The organism is Bacillus sp. PK6-025 (assembly GCF_056530265.1).
The window spans coordinates 827,743-847,096 of record NZ_CP096509.1 but is presented as its reverse complement, the minus strand read 5'-3'; the positions used below and the strand labels follow the sequence as shown (position 1 = coordinate 847,096).

General features: G+C 47.8%; 19 protein-coding genes. 10 read left to right on the top strand and 9 right to left on the bottom strand.

The annotated features are described in order from the left end of the window. Positions 1–27: 27 nt before the first annotated feature. The 3 genes from M1D67_RS04240 to M1D67_RS04230 are packed head-to-tail and all read left to right on the top strand — an operon-like array spanning position 28 to position 2,650. A complete protein-coding gene (locus M1D67_RS04240) occupies positions 28–1,002 on the top strand; it encodes an NAD-dependent epimerase/dehydratase family protein (protein ID WP_331837399.1) in 975 nt (324 codons plus the stop codon). A 17-nt stretch (positions 1,003–1,019) separates the two neighbouring features. Next, positions 1,020–1,562: an acyltransferase gene (locus tag M1D67_RS04235; RefSeq protein ID WP_023855855.1), complete on the top strand. Its 543-nt coding sequence runs from the start codon at positions 1,020–1,022 to the stop codon at positions 1,560–1,562. After that, a complete protein-coding gene (locus M1D67_RS04230) occupies positions 1,559–2,650 on the top strand; it encodes a DegT/DnrJ/EryC1/StrS family aminotransferase (RefSeq protein WP_026580666.1) in 1,092 nt (363 codons plus the stop codon). The genes M1D67_RS04235 and M1D67_RS04230 overlap by 4 nt, the downstream gene beginning before the upstream one ends. Before the next feature lie 178 nt (positions 2,651–2,828). Here the strand turns inward: M1D67_RS04230 and M1D67_RS04225 are convergent, their stop codons facing one another. The 7 genes from M1D67_RS04225 to M1D67_RS04195 form a co-directional block, all read right to left on the bottom strand. Further along, complete coding sequence (locus M1D67_RS04225; RefSeq protein WP_479831621.1) at positions 2,829–5,321, bottom strand: NTTRR-F1 domain; 2,493 nt, start codon at positions 5,319–5,321, stop codon at positions 2,829–2,831. A 482-nt stretch (positions 5,322–5,803) separates the two neighbouring features. Further along, a complete protein-coding gene (locus M1D67_RS04220) occupies positions 5,804–6,496 on the bottom strand; it encodes an N-acetyltransferase (protein ID WP_023855753.1) in 693 nt (230 codons plus the stop codon). Between the two features lie 105 nt (positions 6,497–6,601). Next, on the bottom strand, positions 6,602–7,318 hold the full coding sequence (treR, locus tag M1D67_RS04215) for a trehalose operon repressor (protein WP_020450546.1): 717 nt from the start codon (positions 7,316–7,318) through the stop codon (positions 6,602–6,604). A gap of 21 nt (positions 7,319–7,339) precedes the next feature. Continuing rightward, positions 7,340–9,028: an alpha,alpha-phosphotrehalase gene (treC, locus tag M1D67_RS04210; protein ID WP_479831620.1), complete on the bottom strand. Its 1,689-nt coding sequence runs from the start codon at positions 9,026–9,028 to the stop codon at positions 7,340–7,342. Positions 9,029–9,100: 72 nt separating this feature from the next. Continuing rightward, entirely contained in the window at positions 9,101–10,513 is a 1,413-nt protein-coding gene (treP, locus tag M1D67_RS04205; protein ID WP_479831619.1) for a PTS system trehalose-specific EIIBC component, read from the bottom strand. Positions 10,514–10,701: 188 nt separating this feature from the next. Beyond that, entirely contained in the window at positions 10,702–12,114 is a 1,413-nt protein-coding gene (locus M1D67_RS04200; RefSeq protein ID WP_020450543.1) for an alanine/glycine:cation symporter family protein, read from the bottom strand. 70 nt (positions 12,115–12,184) lie between these two features. Then, positions 12,185–12,562: a DnaJ family domain-containing protein gene (locus M1D67_RS04195; RefSeq protein WP_479831618.1), complete on the bottom strand. Its 378-nt coding sequence runs from the start codon at positions 12,560–12,562 to the stop codon at positions 12,185–12,187. A 262-nt stretch (positions 12,563–12,824) separates the two neighbouring features. Between M1D67_RS04195 and ltaS the strand changes: the two genes are divergently transcribed. From ltaS to M1D67_RS04175, 4 genes are all read left to right on the top strand, one after another. Further along, positions 12,825–14,786, top strand: a complete 1,962-nt coding sequence (gene ltaS, locus M1D67_RS04190) for a lipoteichoic acid synthase (protein WP_479831617.1) — start codon at positions 12,825–12,827, stop codon at positions 14,784–14,786. Between the two features lie 124 nt (positions 14,787–14,910). Continuing rightward, the gene (gene map, locus M1D67_RS04185) at positions 14,911–15,663 is read left to right on the top strand and encodes a type I methionyl aminopeptidase (RefSeq protein ID WP_020450540.1); all 753 of its coding nucleotides are present in this window, start codon (positions 14,911–14,913) and stop codon (positions 15,661–15,663) included. A gap of 83 nt (positions 15,664–15,746) precedes the next feature. Next, the gene (locus tag M1D67_RS04180; protein WP_020450539.1) at positions 15,747–15,902 is read left to right on the top strand and encodes a hypothetical protein; all 156 of its coding nucleotides are present in this window, start codon (positions 15,747–15,749) and stop codon (positions 15,900–15,902) included. A 130-nt stretch (positions 15,903–16,032) separates the two neighbouring features. Beyond that, entirely contained in the window at positions 16,033–16,164 is a 132-nt protein-coding gene (locus M1D67_RS04175; RefSeq protein WP_003179731.1) for a DUF2639 domain-containing protein, read from the top strand. 40 nt (positions 16,165–16,204) lie between these two features. Here M1D67_RS04175 and M1D67_RS04170 read toward each other — a convergent pair whose 3' ends face one another. Then, positions 16,205–16,855 carry an MOSC domain-containing protein gene (locus M1D67_RS04170; RefSeq protein ID WP_023855759.1) on the bottom strand — a complete coding sequence of 217 codons (651 nt, stop codon included), beginning with the start codon at positions 16,853–16,855 and terminating at the stop codon, positions 16,205–16,207. A 111-nt stretch (positions 16,856–16,966) separates the two neighbouring features. Here M1D67_RS04170 and M1D67_RS04165 point away from each other — a divergent pair, with 111 nt between their 5' ends. From M1D67_RS04165 to M1D67_RS04155, 3 genes are all read left to right on the top strand, one after another. Then, a complete protein-coding gene (locus tag M1D67_RS04165; RefSeq protein WP_020450537.1) occupies positions 16,967–17,239 on the top strand; it encodes an acylphosphatase in 273 nt (90 codons plus the stop codon). 107 nt (positions 17,240–17,346) lie between these two features. Continuing rightward, positions 17,347–17,631: an autorepressor SdpR family transcription factor gene (locus M1D67_RS04160; protein WP_020450536.1), complete on the top strand. Its 285-nt coding sequence runs from the start codon at positions 17,347–17,349 to the stop codon at positions 17,629–17,631. Next, positions 17,628–18,266, top strand: coding sequence for an SdpI family protein (locus tag M1D67_RS04155; RefSeq protein ID WP_020450535.1), 639 nt, complete (start codon positions 17,628–17,630; stop codon positions 18,264–18,266). The genes M1D67_RS04160 and M1D67_RS04155 overlap by 4 nt, the downstream gene beginning before the upstream one ends. Positions 18,267–18,306: 40 nt before the next feature. On the opposite strand, the gene M1D67_RS04150 is transcribed toward M1D67_RS04155, so the two are convergent. Further along, positions 18,307–19,341 carry a glycosyl hydrolase family 18 protein gene (locus tag M1D67_RS04150; RefSeq protein ID WP_026578893.1) on the bottom strand — a complete coding sequence of 345 codons (1,035 nt, stop codon included), beginning with the start codon at positions 19,339–19,341 and terminating at the stop codon, positions 18,307–18,309. Between the last annotated feature and the right edge of the window lie 13 nt (positions 19,342–19,354).

Below are 19,354 nucleotides of genomic sequence, written 5' to 3'. Positions count from 1 at the left end.
AAAACGAAACAAGCAGGTGAACAATTGATGAGCGATATGACAGAGTTATCCGGCCAGCATATTTTCATAACTGGCGGAGCAGGCTTTATCGGATCCTCTTTAATAGGAAAACTGATAGAGCGCAACAGCGTCACCGTATACGACAATTTTTCAAGAGACTCCCTCCGGTATAAACCTTACCGGGACCATCCTCACTTGAAAGTGGTGCAGGGAGACATTTTAGATGTGAACACGCTTAAAAAGGCGATCCAGGGAGCCAGCCACATTGTCCACGCCGCCGGCATCGCAGGGATTGACACGGTCATTCAAAATCCCGTTAAAACGATGCAGGTCAACATGATCGGTTCAGCCAATCTGCTAGAAGCGGCTGCAGGTTTAACCGAATGCAAAAGGGTCGTTTGTTTCAGTACGAGTGAAGTGTTCGGCCAAATCGCTTTCAGGGCGCGAGAGACCAGTCATACTGTTTTAGGAGCGGTGGGAGAAGCTCGCTGGACATATGCTGTCAGCAAACTCGCCGAGGAACATATGGCATATGCCTATTTTAAAGAATTGGGGCTCCCGACCGTCACCGTCCGCCCTTTTAATGTTTATGGACCGGAACAAGTCGGGGAAGGCGCCATCAAAACGATGGTTCACAGAGCTCTGTTAGATGAGCCGATCTATATTCACGGCGATGGAACGCAAATCCGGGCCTGGTGTTACGTAGATGACATGATCGACGGAATATTGCGCTGTTTGACGATGAAAGAAGCCATTGGGGAGTCTTTCAACATCGGCAATGAACGGACTGTGATCACTGTATACGGATTGGCAAGCACGATTATCAGAGTTCTTGGATCAAAATCGCAAATCATCTTTGGAGAGAAAAAAGAAGCCGATATTGAACTTCGCATCCCTCAGGTCAATAAAGCAAAAGAAATGCTCGGTTTTAACTCAAAAGTAGATCTGGAAGAAGGGATCACAAGAACAGCTGAAAGCATTCGAAAAAATTTGGATCAATAAGAAAGGAGGCGCTTTTGTTGAAACAATGGAAAAGCGAAGGAAAAGGTGAATTTACCCTTTCCCAGCTTGGAGGGTGCGGCGAAAATGTCGTTATTGAAGACGGAGTCCGCATTTTTCATCCGGAAAATATCTATATCGGAGATAACGTTTATATCGGCCATGACACGATTTTAAAAGGCTATTATAAGCATGACCTGATCATCGGCTCAAACAGCTGGATCGGTCAGCAATGTTTTATACACGGTGCCGGCGGGGTTACAATCGGAGAATTTGCGGGAATTGGTCCGAATGTCCGGATACACGCCGCTTACCATACCGATCCTGATATACCTGACAGTACCATTTTGTTTTCACCGCTTACATTCGCTCCCATTCATATTGAAGAAAACTGCAACATCGGGATCGGTGCGTCTATTTTAGCAGGCGTTACGATAGGCGCCCACTCCAAAATCGGAGCAAACGCCGTCGTCAATCGTCATATTCCCCCGTACAGCATAGCGGTAGGCGTGCCGGCAAAGGTGATCAAAAACCGAAGGATGAAAGATGAGGAGCGCTCATGATCAGGTTGATTGAGCCGTATATTACGTTTGAAGAAGTGGAAGCAGAATTAAAAGAAATATTTTCCTCCGGCATGCTGACAAAAGGCCCTTATGTCAGAACATTTGCTGATCATATTAAACAGTATGTAAGTGCAAAGCATGCTTTTTTAACAACATCGGCTACAACGGCTTTATCGATGTGCCTTAAAAGCCTTAACGTCCAACCCGGAGACGAAGTGATCGTCTCAGACTTTTCGTTTCCCGCCACTGTCAATGTAATAGAAGATTTAGGTGCTAAGCCGATTTTTGCCGATGTTGATCTTGAAACATTTAACATGCTTCCAGAAGAGCTGGAAAGTCAAATCACGTCCCGGACAAAAGCCGTTCTTTTTGTAGATGCTCTTGGAAACCCGACAGGCATCACCAACATTAAACACATATGTAAAGAGTATAGCTTACCACTCGTGGATGATGCCGCGTGTGCGATCGGCAGCAGTGAATACGGTTGTAAATCTGGAAAAATTGCCGATCTCACCTGTTTCAGCTTTCACCCCAGAAAGCTGCTTACGACAGGCGAAGGCGGAGCAATTACAACCGACCGGGAAGAGTTGAAAGATTGGTTTTCAGTCAAGTTAAACCATGGCGCCGCTATCTCTGACGGCCAATTGGATTTTATGGATTTCGGCTACAACTACAGATTATCTGATATCCAAGCCGCTCTTGGAATCAAACAGCTCCAAAAACTAGATGACATCATTCATCGCAGAAACCTTCAGCAGAAAGCATATAGTGAACAGCTTGAACCCCTCGGATTCCAAAGTCAAAAAATCGGACCTGACGTTGTACACAATACACAATCCGCCGTTTTCAAAATTCCAAAAAACATCGTTCGCGACGAATTGATTCAATATTTGAGCGACTGCCATATAGAGTCGACTTTCGGCACCTATTGCTTAAGCGGCACTACCTATTACCGCCGCAAATACAGACAGATTAAACCCAATTCCATTTTTCTTGAACAAAATACGATCACCCTCCCCTGTCATGACCAAGTCAATGTGGAGCAGGTAGTCTCAGCCATTCAATCATTTAGCCAACGTAAAGTCTAATCAATCAAAAACATCCCTTTCACAAAATAGTGACAGGGATGTTTTTTTTATTCTTAGAAATAAGCAATAGAAAAAAGGCAGTAAACCATAGGTTTACTGCCCCCTGAATCATTCGCATAGCATTCCAGCGAAGTTCCGGAAAAACAAACGGAAAATATTTGCTAATAGTCGTTAAATATTAAGCGCCGGTTGGACCTGTTGGGCCGGTTGGACCTGTTGGACCTGTCGGGCCAGTTGGACCCGTCGGGCCAGTTGGACCTGTCGGGCCAGTTGGACCTGTCGGGCCAGTTGGACCTGTTGGGCCAGTTGGACCTGTTGGGCCAGTTGGACCTGTCGGGCCAGTTGGACCTGTCGCTCCCGTTGCTCCGGTTGCCCCGGTTGCTCCCGTCGGACCGGTTGGGCCGGTTGGACCTGTTGGACCTGTCGCTCCGGTTGGACCTGTTGGACCGGTTGCGCCTGTCGCTCCAGTTGCTCCGGTTGGACCGGTTGCTCCCGTCGGGCCGGTTGCTCCCGTTGCTCCGGTTGCCCCGGTTGCTCCCGTCGGACCGGTTGCTCCCGTCGGGCCGGTTGCTCCCGTTGCTCCCGTCGGACCGGTTGCTCCCGTTGCACCTGTCGGGCCGGTTGCTCCTGTCGCTCCCGTTGCTCCGGTTGCCCCGGTTGCTCCTGTCGGGCCAGTTGCTCCCGTCGGACCTGTTGCGCCTGTCGCTCCCGTTGCTCCTGTTGGACCTGTTGCTCCTGTCGGACCGGTTGCTCCTGTCGCTCCGGTTGCTCCTGTCGCTCCCGTTGCGCCTGTCGGGCCGGTTGCTCCCGTCGGACCGGTTGCTCCCGTCGGACCGGTTGCTCCCGTCGGACCGGTTGCTCCTGTCGCTCCCGTTGCTCCCGTTGGGCCGGTTGCTCCTGTCGCTCCCGTCGGACCTGTTGCGCCTGTCGCTCCGGTTGCGCCTGTCGCTCCCGTTGCTCCGGTTGCCCCGGTTGCTCCTGTCGGGCCAGTTGCTCCCGTCGGACCTGTTGGGCCTGTCGCTCCCGTTGCTCCTGTTGGACCTGTTGCTCCTGTCGGACCGGTTGCTCCTGTCGCTCCGGTTGCTCCTGTCGCTCCCGTTGCGCCTGTCGGGCCGGTTGCTCCCGTCGGACCGGTTGCTCCTGTCGCTCCCGTTGCTCCCGTTGGGCCGGTTGCGCCTGTCGCTCCCGTCGGACCTGTTGCGCCTGTCGCTCCGGTTGCGCCTGTCGCTCCCGTCGGACCTGTTGGGCCTGTCGCTCCCGTTGCTCCCGTCGGACCGGTTGCTCCCGTTGCTCCTGTCGGGCCGGTTGCTCCTGTCGCTCCCGTTGCTCCCGTCGGACCTGTTGCGCCTGTCGCTCCGGTCGGACCTGTTGGGCCTGTCGCTCCCGTTGCTCCTGTCGCTCCCGTTGGACCTGTCGGGCCCGTTGCTCCCGTCGGACCGGTTGGGCCTGTCGCTCCCGTTGCTCCCGTTGCGCCTGTCGCTCCCGTTGGACCTGTCGGGCCGGTTGCTCCCGTTGCGCCGGTTGCTCCCGTCGGACCGGTTGCTCCCGTTGCGCCTGTCGCTCCGGTTGCTCCGGTCGGGCCGGTTGCTCCTGTCGCTCCCGTTGCTCCCGTCGGACCTGTTGCGCCTGTCGCTCCGGTTGCTCCTGTCGCTCCCGTTGCTCCCGTCGGACCTGTTGCGCCTGTCGCTCCGGTTGCTCCGGTCGGGCCGGTTGCTCCTGTCGCTCCCGTTGCTCCCGTCGGACCTGTTGCGCCTGTCGCTCCCGTTGCTCCTGTCGCTCCCGTTGCTCCCGTCGGACCTGTTGCGCCTGTCGCTCCCGTTGCTCCCGTCGGACCTGTTGCGCCTGTCGCTCCGGTTGCTCCTGTCGGACCTGTTGCTCCTGTCGCTCCCGTTGCTCCCGTCGGACCTGTTGCGCCTGTCGCTCCGGTTGCTCCCGTCGCTCCCGTTGCGCCTGTCGCTCCGGTTGCTCCTGTTGGGCCGGTTGCTCCCGTCGGACCGGTTGCGCCTGTTGCTCCTGTCGCTCCCGTCGGGCCGGTTGCTCCGGTTGCGCCTGTCGCTCCCGTTGCTCCGGTCGGGCCGGTTGCTCCGGTTGCGCCTGTTGCTCCGGTTGCGCCTGTTGGACCTGTTGGGCCGGTTGCTCCCGTCGGGCCGGTTGGGCCGGTTGGACCTGTCGGGCCGGTTGGACCTGTTCCTCCGCCTTCTACATCTAATAGTGCTACATCATCTACAATGACATTCGCTGTACCTGCCTGCGGCAAAGTATTAATCAAAATGAAAGCCATAGTAGAGCCAGCTGGAGCTGGGGTCGTCGTTTGATAGACTTCAAGCCATGTATTATTCTCAACAATTGGTAGTCTGTTGAACGGGATATTTAAAAAGAGACCTTGGCCTAGAAAATTAAATGAACTATCAAAATAAGACACTTGAATTTGCACCTGAGGCGATGGAGCAGGAAAACCTTCTTTAGCTAGAGAAACTAAAAATTCCAAACCTTCTCCTGCATCTACTGGAACAAATTGTGCAATAAAAGAAGTAACAGCCCCGCCCAGTAATCTTGCCGACCAAAAACCTGAATGGGAAAATTGAGTTGTGACGGTTGCATTTTGGCCTACCCAGGGTGGAAGTGCCCCGTTTTCAAAGCTGCCGTTTACAACCAAATTTTGGATCGACATCTAGGATTTTACCTCCCTTTCATTAGATTAGCTTCAATTCCCTTTTCGAGAATGAAGCTAACATATACTATGTCTCCTTGCTAAGCTCGGTCACGTTATTTTCCATATGATTAAAACACATTTATAGCAGCTAAATCTGAGAGAAGCAAAATATATTAATTTTAACAACAACGTCCTTTTACTTAATATGAAACTTAAGGGGAAAGCTCCATTTAGCTTTCCCCTTCCCTTAAAGGGAACCGAATAGATTTAAATCTCTATTAATGCTGCTGCGGAGCTGTATCAACAATTTTACTAGCCAATGGAAATCTTTGTGTACCATCCGCTGCGAGACTTCTATTGAATATTCTGATTTGAAATAAAGTTCCGTTTCTATAAACTCTTTCCCTTCACCCCCTCTTGCCGGAACAAATTGAGCAATATATGAAGTGGCTGTTCCGCCATCAGTCACATTATTTAACACGGCTAAGATTGAAAAACCGTCATTTCAGCAACCGGCCTGGATTGCCCACAGCCGTTTTGCCTGCGGGAACATCTTTTGTGATGACGGCGCCCGCTCCGATGACCGCATGCTCCCCGATGACGACCGCCGGCAGCAATGTTGCGTTGTTTCCGATTTTCGCTCCTCTTTTAATAGTTGGACCTTGATACGGGTAGTTTCCCATTCCCATATATTTATCATTTGATGTGGAACAGCAAGGACCGATAAACACTTCATCTTCGATCGTCATATCAGCGGTGATATAACAGCCCGTTTGAATCGTCACTCTCTTTCCAATTTTAGTATTGTTTTCAACCATCGCGTTGCGTCCTATAATGCTTTCTCTTCCGATCGCAACATTTTCGCGAATGCTCGCCATGTCTCCCACAAAAACGCCTTTTTCCAACAGCACGTCCCGGTATATAACAGCACTCGCACCGACTACGGCATCATCTTCTATCCGCAAAGGCGCTCCCGCCTGCTTCGGCTGGCGGGCCATTTTTTTATTTGAAGAAGCCGCTTTGCCAAGGACGGCCAAATCGCCGATTTTCACCCCGCTGCCGATCTGAGTATCCTTTTTAATAATGGCATGATGACCGATTGTTACGTTGTCCCCGATGACCACATTTTCTTCAATGACAGCCTGCTCTCCCAATACTACGTTCTTTCCGATCTTTACGGTTTCATGAATCATTGATACATCCTCCATTTCTCATTTACACCTGCTGTAGCATATTCAATGCGGACGTGATGAGAAACGGCTGCATAAAAAAACACGGCCGCCGTCAGGCGCACCGTGCTACTTTTCTCTTCTTGCAAAATCGACAAAACGGAATTTATCCAAGCGGTGTCTGCTTTCCGTATATTGAAACAAGGTTGTATCATCAAGGAAAACAAAATTCTTCACAACCACAATGTGTTCGTATCCGTTCAAATCCAAATATTCTTGATCCTCAGCCGTACATGGCTCGACCACAATTTCCTTATGGGCATAGCTGATGACGAGCCCGCATTCACCTTCAAGGTATTGGTAGATCGAGTCCTCGCATATTTCTTTCGTCAAGAGCGGCACATGCTTGCGGATAAAATAGTCTTTATCCAGGATGATGCGCTCTCCGTTAATATTCCGCGATCTGACGACCCGCCATACCTCTTCATCTCCAGAAGTGCGAAGCTGCTTTTGAATATATGCATCCGGATGCGTCAAGCCGAACTCGTGGACCGTCGTGCTTGTCTCTTTGCCAAGCGTTTCTGAAAGTTCCTTAAAGCTGACCAAACCGGAAACCGGGAACTGCATTTTCTCCCTGTGCAGCACGACTGACCCTTTTCCTTTGATCTTTTGAATATATCCGTTCTGGGCAAGCACATTCAGCGCTTTCCGAACCGTTTCCCTCGAGGTGTCGTGCTGTTCGGCAAGGTCGTTTTCAGACGGCAGGATATCTCCGGCATTCAGTATGCTTTGATCGATTTGTTCTGCAATTTGTTTGTAAATCATCATATACTTGTTGATCTTCATTTTTTTACCACCACGCTTAGTTTAGCATGGTTTGGCGAGATGATAAACAATCGATTGATACGGTTTCACTTTAAAGCGTGTAAATGACTCGGGAAGATCGGTGTCATTGGAAATGAGAACCTTGGCATCATAGCCGTCAATATCAATATCATCAGGGAGCTGAAACTCGGTCTCTTTCCCGTAAAAATTATTGATCACCAGCAGTTTTTCATCCGCTCCGTTTCTCAAATACGCATAAAGTGCTTGATCGTCTTCCAGAATCAGCTGATAATCTCCGGTTGTGATGATATCGAATTCCTTGCGGAGCTTATTCAGCTTTTTATAATGGTAGAAAATCGAGTCAGGATCGCTGAGCGCTTTTTCTGCGTTGATTTCTTTGTAGTTGGCAGGCACCGAAATCCACGGTGTCCCCGTCGTAAACCCGGCATTTTTTTCTCCGTTCCACTGCACCGGCGTCCTTGAATTATCACGGGACTTCGCTTTCAGGATTTCGATGATTTCGGCTTCCGGCTTTCCTGCTTCTTTCAGCAGACGGTACATATTGAGAGATTCGACATCCCGATAAAGAGAGATGTCATCGAATTTCGGGTTGGTCATTCCGAGCTCTTCTCCCTGGTAAATGTATGGCGTTCCCTGAAGCATATGAATTGCGGTTGCCAGCATTTTCGCAGATTTTATGCGGTATTTTCCGTCGTCTCCGTAGCGTGAGACGATCCGCGGCTGGTCGTGGTTGCACCAGAACAATGCGTTCCACCCGCCTCCTTTATGCATTTCAGTCTGCCATTCAGAAAGAATCTTCTTCAGCTTTAGAAAATCAAAATCCGCCAGCGCCCATTTTTCCCCGTTTGGATAGTCGGCCTTTAAATGGTGAAAGTTAAACACCATATCGAGCTCCCGGCTTTCAGGGTTTGTATACCGGATGCAATCTGCGATTGTCGTCGATGACATTTCCCCGACCGTCATGCTGTCGTATTTTGAAAAGACCTCCCTGTTCATTTCATTCAAAAACTCGTGAACCCTCGGCCCGTCCGTATAAAATCTGCGCCCGTCCCCCTCGTCATCATCAGGGAAACGCTGGTCTTTTGAGATGACATTGATGACATCAAGTCTGAAGCCGTCGATTCCTTTTTCAAACCAGAAATGCATCATCTCGTACACTTTTTTTCTGAGTTCATCGTTCTCCCAATTCAAATCCGCCTGTGTCACATCATAGAGATGGAGATAATACTGTCCGGTCTCTTCATGAAACTCCCACGCCGAACCGCCGAACTTCGATTCCCAGTTTGTCGGCGGGGCACCGTCCGGCTTCATGTCCTTCCAAATATAAAAGTCGCGATACGGATTTTCTTTTCCGGACGCTGCTTCTTTAAACCATTTGTGCTCTGTTGATGTATGGTTGACGACAAGATCCATGATCACCTTTATGCCGCGTTTGTGAGCCTCTTCTAGAAGCTCTTCAAAGTCGGCCATTGTTCCATATTCTTCATGAATGTTGTAATAGTCGCTGATGTCATAGCCGTTGTCATTTTGCGGCGATTGATAAATCGGCGTCAGCCAAATGACATCACAGGCGAGCTCCTTGATGTAGTCGAGCTTTTCGATGATGCCGCGAATGTCGCCGACACCGTTACCTGTTGTATCTTTAAAGCTTTTCGGATAAATCTGATAGACGACTGCTTTTTTCCACCATGGATTTTCTTTCGTTTCCATTTTTAACACCACCGTTTTCTTCTTTATGAAATGGGAAAAGGGCTGACAAATATGCGCGCCCCTCTCCCTCTCTTATTTCATTTTTAATTTTGCATAGAGGTATGTTCCGGCGAACGGCGCGATCAGCACAATCGCCATCCCGATTGCAAACGCTCCCCAGTATTGGCTCATGATAGAGAAAATTCCGGGTACACCGCCGACGCCGACAGAGCTTGCCAAAACCCCTTGCGAGGAAATGAACATTCCGGCAATCCCCGAGCTGATCATCGCGATCACGAACGGAAATCTGTATCTGAGATTCACCCCGAACAGCGCCGGTTCGGTAATTCCAAGATAAGCTGAAATGCCGGATGTCAAGGACAGACCTTTCTGCTTCTCATCTTTGACAATAAACATCATCGCAAGCGCGGCTGAACCTTGTGCGATATTGGACAGCGCCAGCATCGGCCATAAAAATGTTCCGCCGAGCTTTGATCCGATCAGTTGAAGGTCAACGGCAAGGAATGTATGATGCATTCCGGTAATGACGAGAGCGGCGTAAAGTCCGCCGTATAACAGTCCGCCCAGTACGGCAAATTGTTCAAAGACAGCAATAAGGCCTGATGTTAAGACATTTCCGATGGCAAATGTAATCGGTCCAATGACAATAAATGAAGCAAAACCTGTGACAAGCAGCGTAATCGGCGCCACAACAAGGAGCTGAATGCTCTCAGGCGTCCGCTTTGTCAAAAAGCGCTCAATTTTTGCAAGCAAATAAGATGCGAGCAAAATGGGAAGCACCTGCCCCTGATAGCCGACCTTCTGCACTTCCAGACCGAATAAATTCCAGACAGGAATCTCTCCGCTTTGCTCGGCAGCCCCGTATCCCCAAGCGTTTAACAAATCAGGATGCACAAGCATGACGCCCAGCACGATGCCGAGCAGCGGATTTCCGCCAAACCGCTTGACGGCCGACCAGCCGATTAATGCCGGGAGAAATGCGAAAGCCGTTCCCGCAATCAAGTTAATCATATTGGCGAGATCCGCCCATTCAGGATAGACTTCAACGATCGATTTTCCGCTGAAGATAATGTCTTGAGCCGTCAGGATATTGTTGATTCCCATCAACAGTCCGGCGGTGACAATCGCCGGTAAAATTGGAATAAAAATATCTGCAAGCGTTTTCACAGCACGCTGTAAAGGATTCATATTTTTCTCTGAGGCTTTCTTGACGTCATCTTTTGACGATTCGCCGATTCCTGTGGCCTTCACCAGCTCCGCGTATACATTGTTGACCGTTCCTTGGCCGATCACCACTTGGAATTGGCCGTTCGTTGAAAACGATCCTTTGACAACATCTATTTGCTCCAACACCTCTTGATTGACTTTGCTTTCATCGAGCAGTGCAAATCGCAGACGCGTCACACAATGGGTTACCGCTGCAATGTTGTCCGCACCGCCGACAGCATCGACAATCCGTCGCGCTGATTGATTTAAATCAGTCATTCCAATCCCTCCTTCTCCTCTTATAACTTGTATATACATGTTATACCTATATTGTATTCTTGTATATACAAGTAGTCAACATATTTTTATAGCGCTTTCAAAAATAAAAAAAGCCCGGCCGTTCCCTTCATAAAACGAAGGACAGCAAGGCTTCCTCCGATTTATACGCCGGGAACAACCGGCTGAGATCATAAATTGTTCACTTTTTCATCACGTTCATCTGCGCAGTCCTGCTGACCGATGTCTTTCAAATAATACTTTTCTGATGTAAAAAACTCATCATATAAAGACCTTACTTTTTTGCTCAAGAGCAGCACCGCCAAAATATTCGGAATAAGAATGAAAACGAGCGCAAGATCAAGGAATCCCCATATTGCCTTTGCTCCTCCGGCAGCCCCGATGATGACGGCGCCCAGATAGACGAATTTAATCATATGCCCCGCGAGCCGTCCGAACAGAAATTCAGCTTGTTTTACTCCGTAAAAAATGACCACTGTGATCGTTGATAAGACAAAGAAAACGAGCGAGACGGAGACGAAGTATCCGCCCACAGGGCCGAAATAGCTGCGGAATGCGGCTGCCGCCAGTGCCCCTGGATTGCTCGCAGCATTTTCAGCGGTCCAAACGCCTGATGCGAGCACAACGAAGGCTGTGGTCGTGCATATCAGCAGCGTATCGACCACAATGCCGATCACCGCCCAGAATCCCTGTCTCACAGGGTGGTCGGTCATCGCCGCCGCATGCGCAATCGGCGCCGTCCCCATCCCGGCTTCGTTGGAATAAAGTCCACGTGCAAATCCCCAGCGAACGGTTTCAGCAACCGCCGCACCTGCAAAGCCGCCGAATGCCGAAGAAGATGTAAACGCATTCGAAAAGATGAGAGAGAAAAATGCGGGTACAGAAGAAAGGTTCATGACGACAATCAGGAAACCGGCCCCGATGTACGCCCCTGCCATAAGCGGAACCGCAAGCTCTGTCACTTTTCCAATCCGTTTAATCCCTCCGATCACCACTAAACCGATCAAAAAAGCAATCCCGATTCCGGTGTATAAACGATTGAATGAAAACGACTCAGCTAATGATGCGGAAACCGAATTTCCCTGCACCATGATGCTCGGAACGAGCTCGATCATCAGCGCGACCGAAAAAAAGACGCCGAGCCATTTCATAGAGAGTCCTTTTGTAATGTAATACATCGGCCCCCCGACATATTCACCTTCTTCGTTTTTTTCTCTGTAGTGGACGGCGAGGACGCTTTCCGAAAACTTGATCGCCATGGCAAACAGAGCGACCAGCCACATCCAAAACACGGCTCCCGGACCACCGAACATGATCGCCGCAGGCACACCGACGATATTGGCGGCGCCGACTGTTGAGCTGAGAGCCGATGTCAAAGCTTGCAACGGTGTAACCGTCCCTTCTCCTTTCGGCTTTTTGCCGACGCTTCCGATCGTCTGCTTAAAGATATAGAGAGGATAGCGAAATTGAAAAAATTTCAGCAGGATCGTTAAATAGACTCCCGTTCCTGTCAGCAGTATGATGAGCGGCGGCCCCCAAAGCCAATCTGATATGTATTCAACCCAGTTCAACAATCGTTCCATCCTATCACCCTTTTATTCGTTTATGGGTCAATACCACTATAGGACAGAAATAAACCTGCTCAGTGCTTTTTTATTTCCCGCTGAGCCTTCGGTACACTTTTTCTTTATAAAACGCTGAGGCAGGTTTGGAAAACATGCCTTTTTTATCGGCGAGCCTGTCGAGCCTGAGCCGCGTTTCTGTTTTTCTCTCAATTAAACGATCGCGCTCGTCTTCATCCGCGCACTTTGCGATTAAGTCGTCAATTGTCATCAGCTCTTTCTTCAAAGCCCCTTCGTCCCCCGTCATTCCGGCGTTTTTCATCACCCGGTAAGCCATGCGGAGATGCTCTGGAACATGGGCGGCATCGTCTTTTTTCAAGGGTTTCCCCATTCCCGGAAGCCCTTCGAATTCGCCGTCCTTAATGGCCCGCTTAATCTTATCTTCTGAAACAATGCTCAAAAAATCCATGGTCTACATCCTCCCCTTTCGTTCATATACTAACAACAGTCTGCCATAAAGATGCGTTCCCGCCAATGCAAGACAAGCGTAAAATATTCCCAAATGTTTTTCAGAAAACTGTAAAACCCTGATTTACCAGGGGTTTTGCGCTTCTTTTCACAAGGTTGATTTCCGCTTTTCTAAATCGGTATTTCATGGTATATTTTATACATTCGTTTTTTTCTTTCGTTCCGATGGTTTTTTACTGATCCGGAAAAAAGGAGTGTAACAATTGAAAAGATTTATTAAGGAAAGAGGTCTTGCCTTCTTCCTGATAGCCGCCATATTGCTATGGCTGAAAACTTATGCTGCGTATGTAATTGAATTTAATTTAGGAATAACCAACACAGTACAACAGATTTTGCTTTTTGTGAATCCGATTAGCTCAAGCTTGTTCTTTCTTGGATTAGGACTCTTGTTCAAGAAAAAAATACAGCAGACAGCGATTATAGTGATTCATTTTTTAATGTCTTTTTTGCTATATGCAAACGTCGTATACTACAGATTTTTCAGCGACTTTATCACGCTGCCTACGATCATGCAGGCAAAAACAAACGGGGGGCAGCTCGGTGACAGCATCTTCTCGCTCATGCACCCGCTTGATGTTTTGTATTTCATCGATACCTTTATTTTAATCGGGCTGGCTGTTTTCTATAACAGACCTTCTGAAACAACAACGAAGCGCCCGTTTAAAATTGTGATGGGAACAAGCATCCTTGTCTTCCTCGTCAACCTGGCCGTTGCCGAGATTGATCGTCCGGAGCTTCTGACCCGTTCTTTTGACCGCAACTACCTTGTGAAATATTTGGGGACCTACAACTTCACAATCTATGATGCGGTGCAGAATATCAAGTCAAACAGCCAGCGCGCACTGGCAAGCTCCAGCGACGTGACGGAAGTAGAGAACTATATTAAAGCCAATCATGATAAGCCGAATGCCGAATACTTCGGAAAAGCGAAAGGCATGAACGTGGTTTACATTTCACTGGAATCACTTCAGACGTTCGCGATCGACTATAAGATCGACGGCAAGGAAGTCACGCCGTTCTTAAATTCACTGGCGCATGACAATGAAACGTTTTATTTTGATAACTTTTTCCACCAAACAGGACAAGGTAAAACGTCTGACGCGGAATTTATGATGGACAACTCGCTGTATCCTTTATCACAAGGGTCAGTGTTCATTAATAAAGCGCAAAACACGCTGCAGTCGGCTCCGGCCATTTTGAAGTCTCAAGGCTATACATCAGCGGCATTCCACGGCAACTACAAAACGTTCTGGAACCGCAATGAAATGTATAAAGCCATCGGTTATGACAAATTCTTTGACGCTACGTATTACGATATGAGCGAAGATAAAACGAAAAACTATGGATTGAAAGATAAACCGTTCTTTGAAGAATCAATGCCGCTGTTGAAAAGCCTGAAACAGCCGTTCTATACGAAGTTTATCACCCTTTCGAACCATTTTCCGTTCGAGATGGATGAAGGCGATACAGACTTCCCTGCCGGCGATACCGGCGACAGCGTCGTTGACCATTATTTCCAGTCGGCCAACTACATGGATCAGGCCATTGAACAATTTTTCAACGATCTGAAAAAATCCGGACTGTATGATAATACGATTGTCGTCATGTACGGAGACCACTACGGTATTTCGGAAAATCACAACAAAGCGATGGCCAAAGTATTGGGCAAAGACATCACACCGTATGAAAATGCCCAATTGCAAAGGGTTCCGCTGTTCATCCACGCGCCTGGGGTCAAGGGAATCAAATCCAATAAATACGGCGGCGAAGTCGATGTAGCCCCTACCCTGCTTCATTTGATGGGCGTGAATACGAAAGATTACCTGATGAGCGGTTCAGACCTTCTGTCACCGGAACACCGTGAAATTATTCCGTTCCGCAACGGCGATTTCGTTTCTCCGGAATATACGAAAACGAACGGAAACTACTACGACACGAAAACAGGAGAGCTTCTGAACGAAAAAGACATCGATCCGAACATCGATGAGTCCGTGAAAAAAGAACTCGACATGTCGGATAAAATCGTCGACGGAGATTTGCTGCGCTTTTATAAACCGAAAGGCTTTAAAGCGATCAACCCGAGCGACTACGACTACACCAACCACAATCCGAAAACATCAGAATCTGATGCGGCGCAAACTACGAAATCAGATTCCGGACAATAAACAGACAGCACCCGCTTATTTATAAGCGGGTGCTTTTTTTGTCTTGAAGCCGCGCTGTTCCTTTTTCGCAAGCAGATATGGTAAGCTTGAAATGGAATATAAAAAAAGAAAGCGGGAATGAATTGTGATTGTAACAAATGACCAAGAGCTGGAAGGGCTCAAGAAAATAGGCAGAATCGTCGCTTTAGCCAGGGAGGAAATGAAGGCAAAAGCAGCACCCGGCATGAGCACAAAAGAGCTGGACCTCATCGGTAAAGAAGTGCTTGAGGCTCATGGCGCCGCATCGGCTCCGGAAAAAGAATACGATTTCCCAGGAACGACGTGCATCAGTGTGAACGATGAAGTCGCCCACGGCATCCCAAGCGAATCCACGATTTTAAAAGAAGGGGATTTGATCAACATCGACATCTCCGCTGAATTTGGCGGCTACTATTCTGATACTGGCATTTCATTTGTACTCGGAAAAGGCGATGAAACGCTGCACAAGCTTTGCCAAAGCGCGGAAAGCGCATTTCAAAAGGGACTTTTGCAGGCGCGCGCCGGCAAGAAACAAAACCAAATCGGCAGAGCCGTATACAATGAAGCAAAAGCAAACGGATTTACCGTCATTAAAAACCTGACGGGACACGGGATTGGAAAGAACCTCCATGAAGCGCCCAACCATATCTTAAATTACTATGACCCGTTTGATAATGCGCTCTTTAAAAACGGAACCGTCATCGCCCTTGAGCCGTTTGTTTCCACAAAAGCCGAGCATACCATCGAAGCCGGAGACGGCTGGACATTCAAAACGCCTGACGGCAGCTTTGTGGCACAGATCGAGCATACAATCGTCATTACGAAAAACGAACCGATCATTTTAACACAGCTTGACTGATTACGTGAAAAAGCCCGGCTCATAGAAGTCCGGGCTTTTATGCTAAAATAAAAGACAAACTGTGCCGAAAGGAGCTTTACCGCATGCTGTTTGCCATCATCGGGCTGATCTTTTTCATCGAGAGCATCCTGTTAATCGTATATGCTCATAAAAAAAAGAACGGCTTCTTAAAATATATCGGAATCGTCCTCAGCATCTCGATCATTGTGATGATCGTCACCAGTTTGACACACGGCTGAAGCCTTCCTCAAACTTCCAAACTACGACGAAAGACTCAGTTTTTAAAAATTGCCGCCTATCCCTTTTCAGTGTTTTTCTATAGATGTTAGAATGCCAATTGCATCGAATTATAGAAGGGAGTTTTCTGCCATGCATTACGGAAGCAAAGGCTGGTATGTAGAAGAACTGAAAAAGCTGGGAATGACAAAGTATGAAGGAAGAAAGCTTCAAAGCTATAAAAAACACTTTTTGGCCAACCTGCTTGAAAGCGTCAAAAAATAAACATGTTAAAGCCGTGCTCCTTTTCGGACACGGCTTGTTTTTATGCGCTCAGCTCCTTTAAAAATGAGCTTCTCCAGCTTTCCGACAGCGCTTCAACCTCAAGGATCTTCCGAATGGCGGGGTGATTGCCCCTGTCATGGTACATCAAATGGTTGGCGTACGAAACTGTGGCTTCATGCGCATCTCTTGAAACGAGCTGCAGCCCGGAATCGGGCGCAACGATTCCTTCTTCGAGAACCCTGAAATAAAATCCGCTGAACCCGGTGTCCCTCACCAGTAACACCATATCTTTTTGATTCAGCCGTTTGGCAAGCTTGAAACAAGGCTGGCGCGGCTGGCTGACTTGAACAAGAGCCTCCCCCAGCTTGAAGATATCACCGATGCACACATCTTTTTCGGTGAGCCCTTTAACCGTCACGTTTTCTCCAAATGCCGCCTCCGGCAGCTTCCGCTTCAAGACGCTTTCCCAATACATGTAGTGGTCCGCCGGATAGACGCAAACCGCTTTATCCACTCCTCCGTGGTGAATCAGATCCGCCTGCCCGTCCCCTTCAAAATTCGTACGGCTCAAATATACGGGTCCGCCGACAGGCTCCTTCACGATTGCCGTTTCCACCTGTTTTCCGTCGAATTCGTATGTGTGCGGACGGCCTACATGAATAGATAAAATTTCATACTCCTGATGCTCCAAAACCTCACGCCCTTCCTTTATTTTCATATTTTAACGATTTATCCGAAGTATGTCTATCCCATGATCTCAAAATGAGAAATATGGTAGCATAAAAGAAAAGGAGTGTTCTCGATGCTTCAATACAGAATCATTGTAGACGGACGCGTTCAGGGCGTGGGATTTCGCTATTTTGTTCAAATGGAAGCAGATAAGCACAAATTGACCGGCTGGGTCCGGAACCGCGACAACGGCACAGTTGAAATCCGCGCCGAAGGACCCGAGGAAAGCCTGAAGCCATTTTTAAAAGCGATTCAAAAAGGAAGTCCCTTCTCAAAAGTAACGGACGTGAATGTCGAAGAAACAAAAGAGATTGACGGATTCCACAAGTTTAATATCAGCTATTGAAAAATCCGCCGGAGATGGCGGATTTTTCAAACGAATCTTGACTAAATTCCTCTTTTATTTTAGTATTTAGTTAAATAGCTAAATACTAAATTCCAAGGATGCTGAATATGAACCAAACCTTTAAGGCTCTAGCTGACCCGACGAGAAGAAAAATTTTAAATCTGCTGAAGGATCGGGATATGACCGCCGGTGAAATATCTGACCAGTTTCAAATGTCTAAACCAAGTATATCTCAGCATTTAAAGATTTTAAAACAGGCTGAATTAATTCAAGATGAAAAAAAAGGCCAATACATCATTTACTCGCTGAACACCACAATATTTCAAGAAATCATCGGCTGGGCTTTCAGTTTTACTGAGCAAGCCGGCAAAGATAAAGGGGATGCCAAATGAGAAAACACATCTTTTCACTCGCTATAATCGCCATAAATCTAATCATGTGGGCCATCGCTTATCCGCACATTTCCGATCAAGTTCCAATTCATTGGTCATTTTCGGGAGAAGTCGACAGTTATGCTTCAAAAATGGAAGCAATGCTTATCATGACCGGGCTGCTCGTTTTTGTGTATGTGTTGATGTTCTTAACGCCAAAAATCGATCCGCGCAGAAAAAACTATCAGCTTTTTTCAAAGACTTATTACCTTCTCATCAATGCCATGCTGATTCTATTTTCCCTGATCAACGTGCTTGTAATCATGACAGGGCTCGGGTATGATCTGCCCGCTGGCAGCATTGTACCGGTTCTAGTAGGCGCTCTACTCATTGTCATAGGCAATTACCTCCCGAGAATCCGCTCAAACTTTTTTTTCGGGATCAAAAACCCTTGGACATTGAGCAGCGATTCAATCTGGAAAAAAACCCACAGATTTGCGGCGAAAGTATTTACTTTAGCAGGACTGCTGATCATTGCGGACGGATTGTTATCTATCAGCCCAGAAATCATGCTTCCGGTTATTTTAGCAACGGTTTTCGCGCCCTATATTTATTCCTATGTTTTGTATCGGAAAGAAATCAATATGAAAAGCTGACATGAGAATAAATGAAAAAGAAGGCTCCGAATTGGAGCCTTTATTTTATTCCCTTCCGCACCGCCTGCCAAAAAGAGGCCGATTCATGTCCCATCGAGTAGACGGAAACTCCTGCGATTTTATATCGCATGGCCAGGCGGCTTTTCGCCGCAATCGTTTTTTCATCTTCATACCAAACGACATGGCGGTGTTTGTGTTGATCTGTATAAGAAAATCTCATCGACCCCGATCTTTTATCATATACAGGCTTAGCCTTCACTTTTTTCTTAAGCGCCTTCACGTCGTTCCACTGCTTCAATTTGCTGTTCTTTCGGGATGTTAAATCCCAATCATTCCCGTATGAGGGGATGCCCATAATGACTTTTTCGGCTTTGATCGTTTTTACCGCATATGCTAATGAGCTTTTGACCCAGTTCATTCCGGCAACAGAGCCCGGCTCGCTCCAGATCCCGTGTTCATCGTAGGTCATGACTTGAACATAGTCAGCTGATTTTCCGATTTCCGCATAATCATACGGCCAGCTCCATCCATCTTTTCGGTCATCTGCACTCTTCGCCGGTACCGAAACCATCGTTTTGATCTTGTGTTTTTTCAAAGCGGCTGCGACATGACGGATGAAGCTTGAGTATTTAGCTCTCTCGTTCGGCTTTACAGCTTCAAAATCAATATTAATTCCGGTAAACGACTGCTTCTTCGCAAGCGTAATAAGCTGTTCTGTAAAGTGCTGCCGCGCCGTTTTGCCGGACATGACCGTTGATGCCAGATTCCCGTCAAAATCGTGAATGGATTCGTTGTAGTTTGAAATGACCGCCCACGTCTTGAGGCGTTTCTTCTTTGCAAACGATAATTGTTTTTTCGGAGTGTCTCCGATGATATCTCCTTTTTGATTAAACGCGTAGGTGTCGAGAGCTGCGGCATTGATATAGTGATGGTATGCCGTCAGCGATTGATAGGAAGCTGCTTCCCCTGTTGTATAGCCGAGTACGATTTTGGCCGCTTTTGCTTCTGTTTCTGTATATGTAAGCATCGTTAAACATACAGCGAATACGCTGCATAGCAAGTAGATTTTTCTCATTGTCTATTCGTCC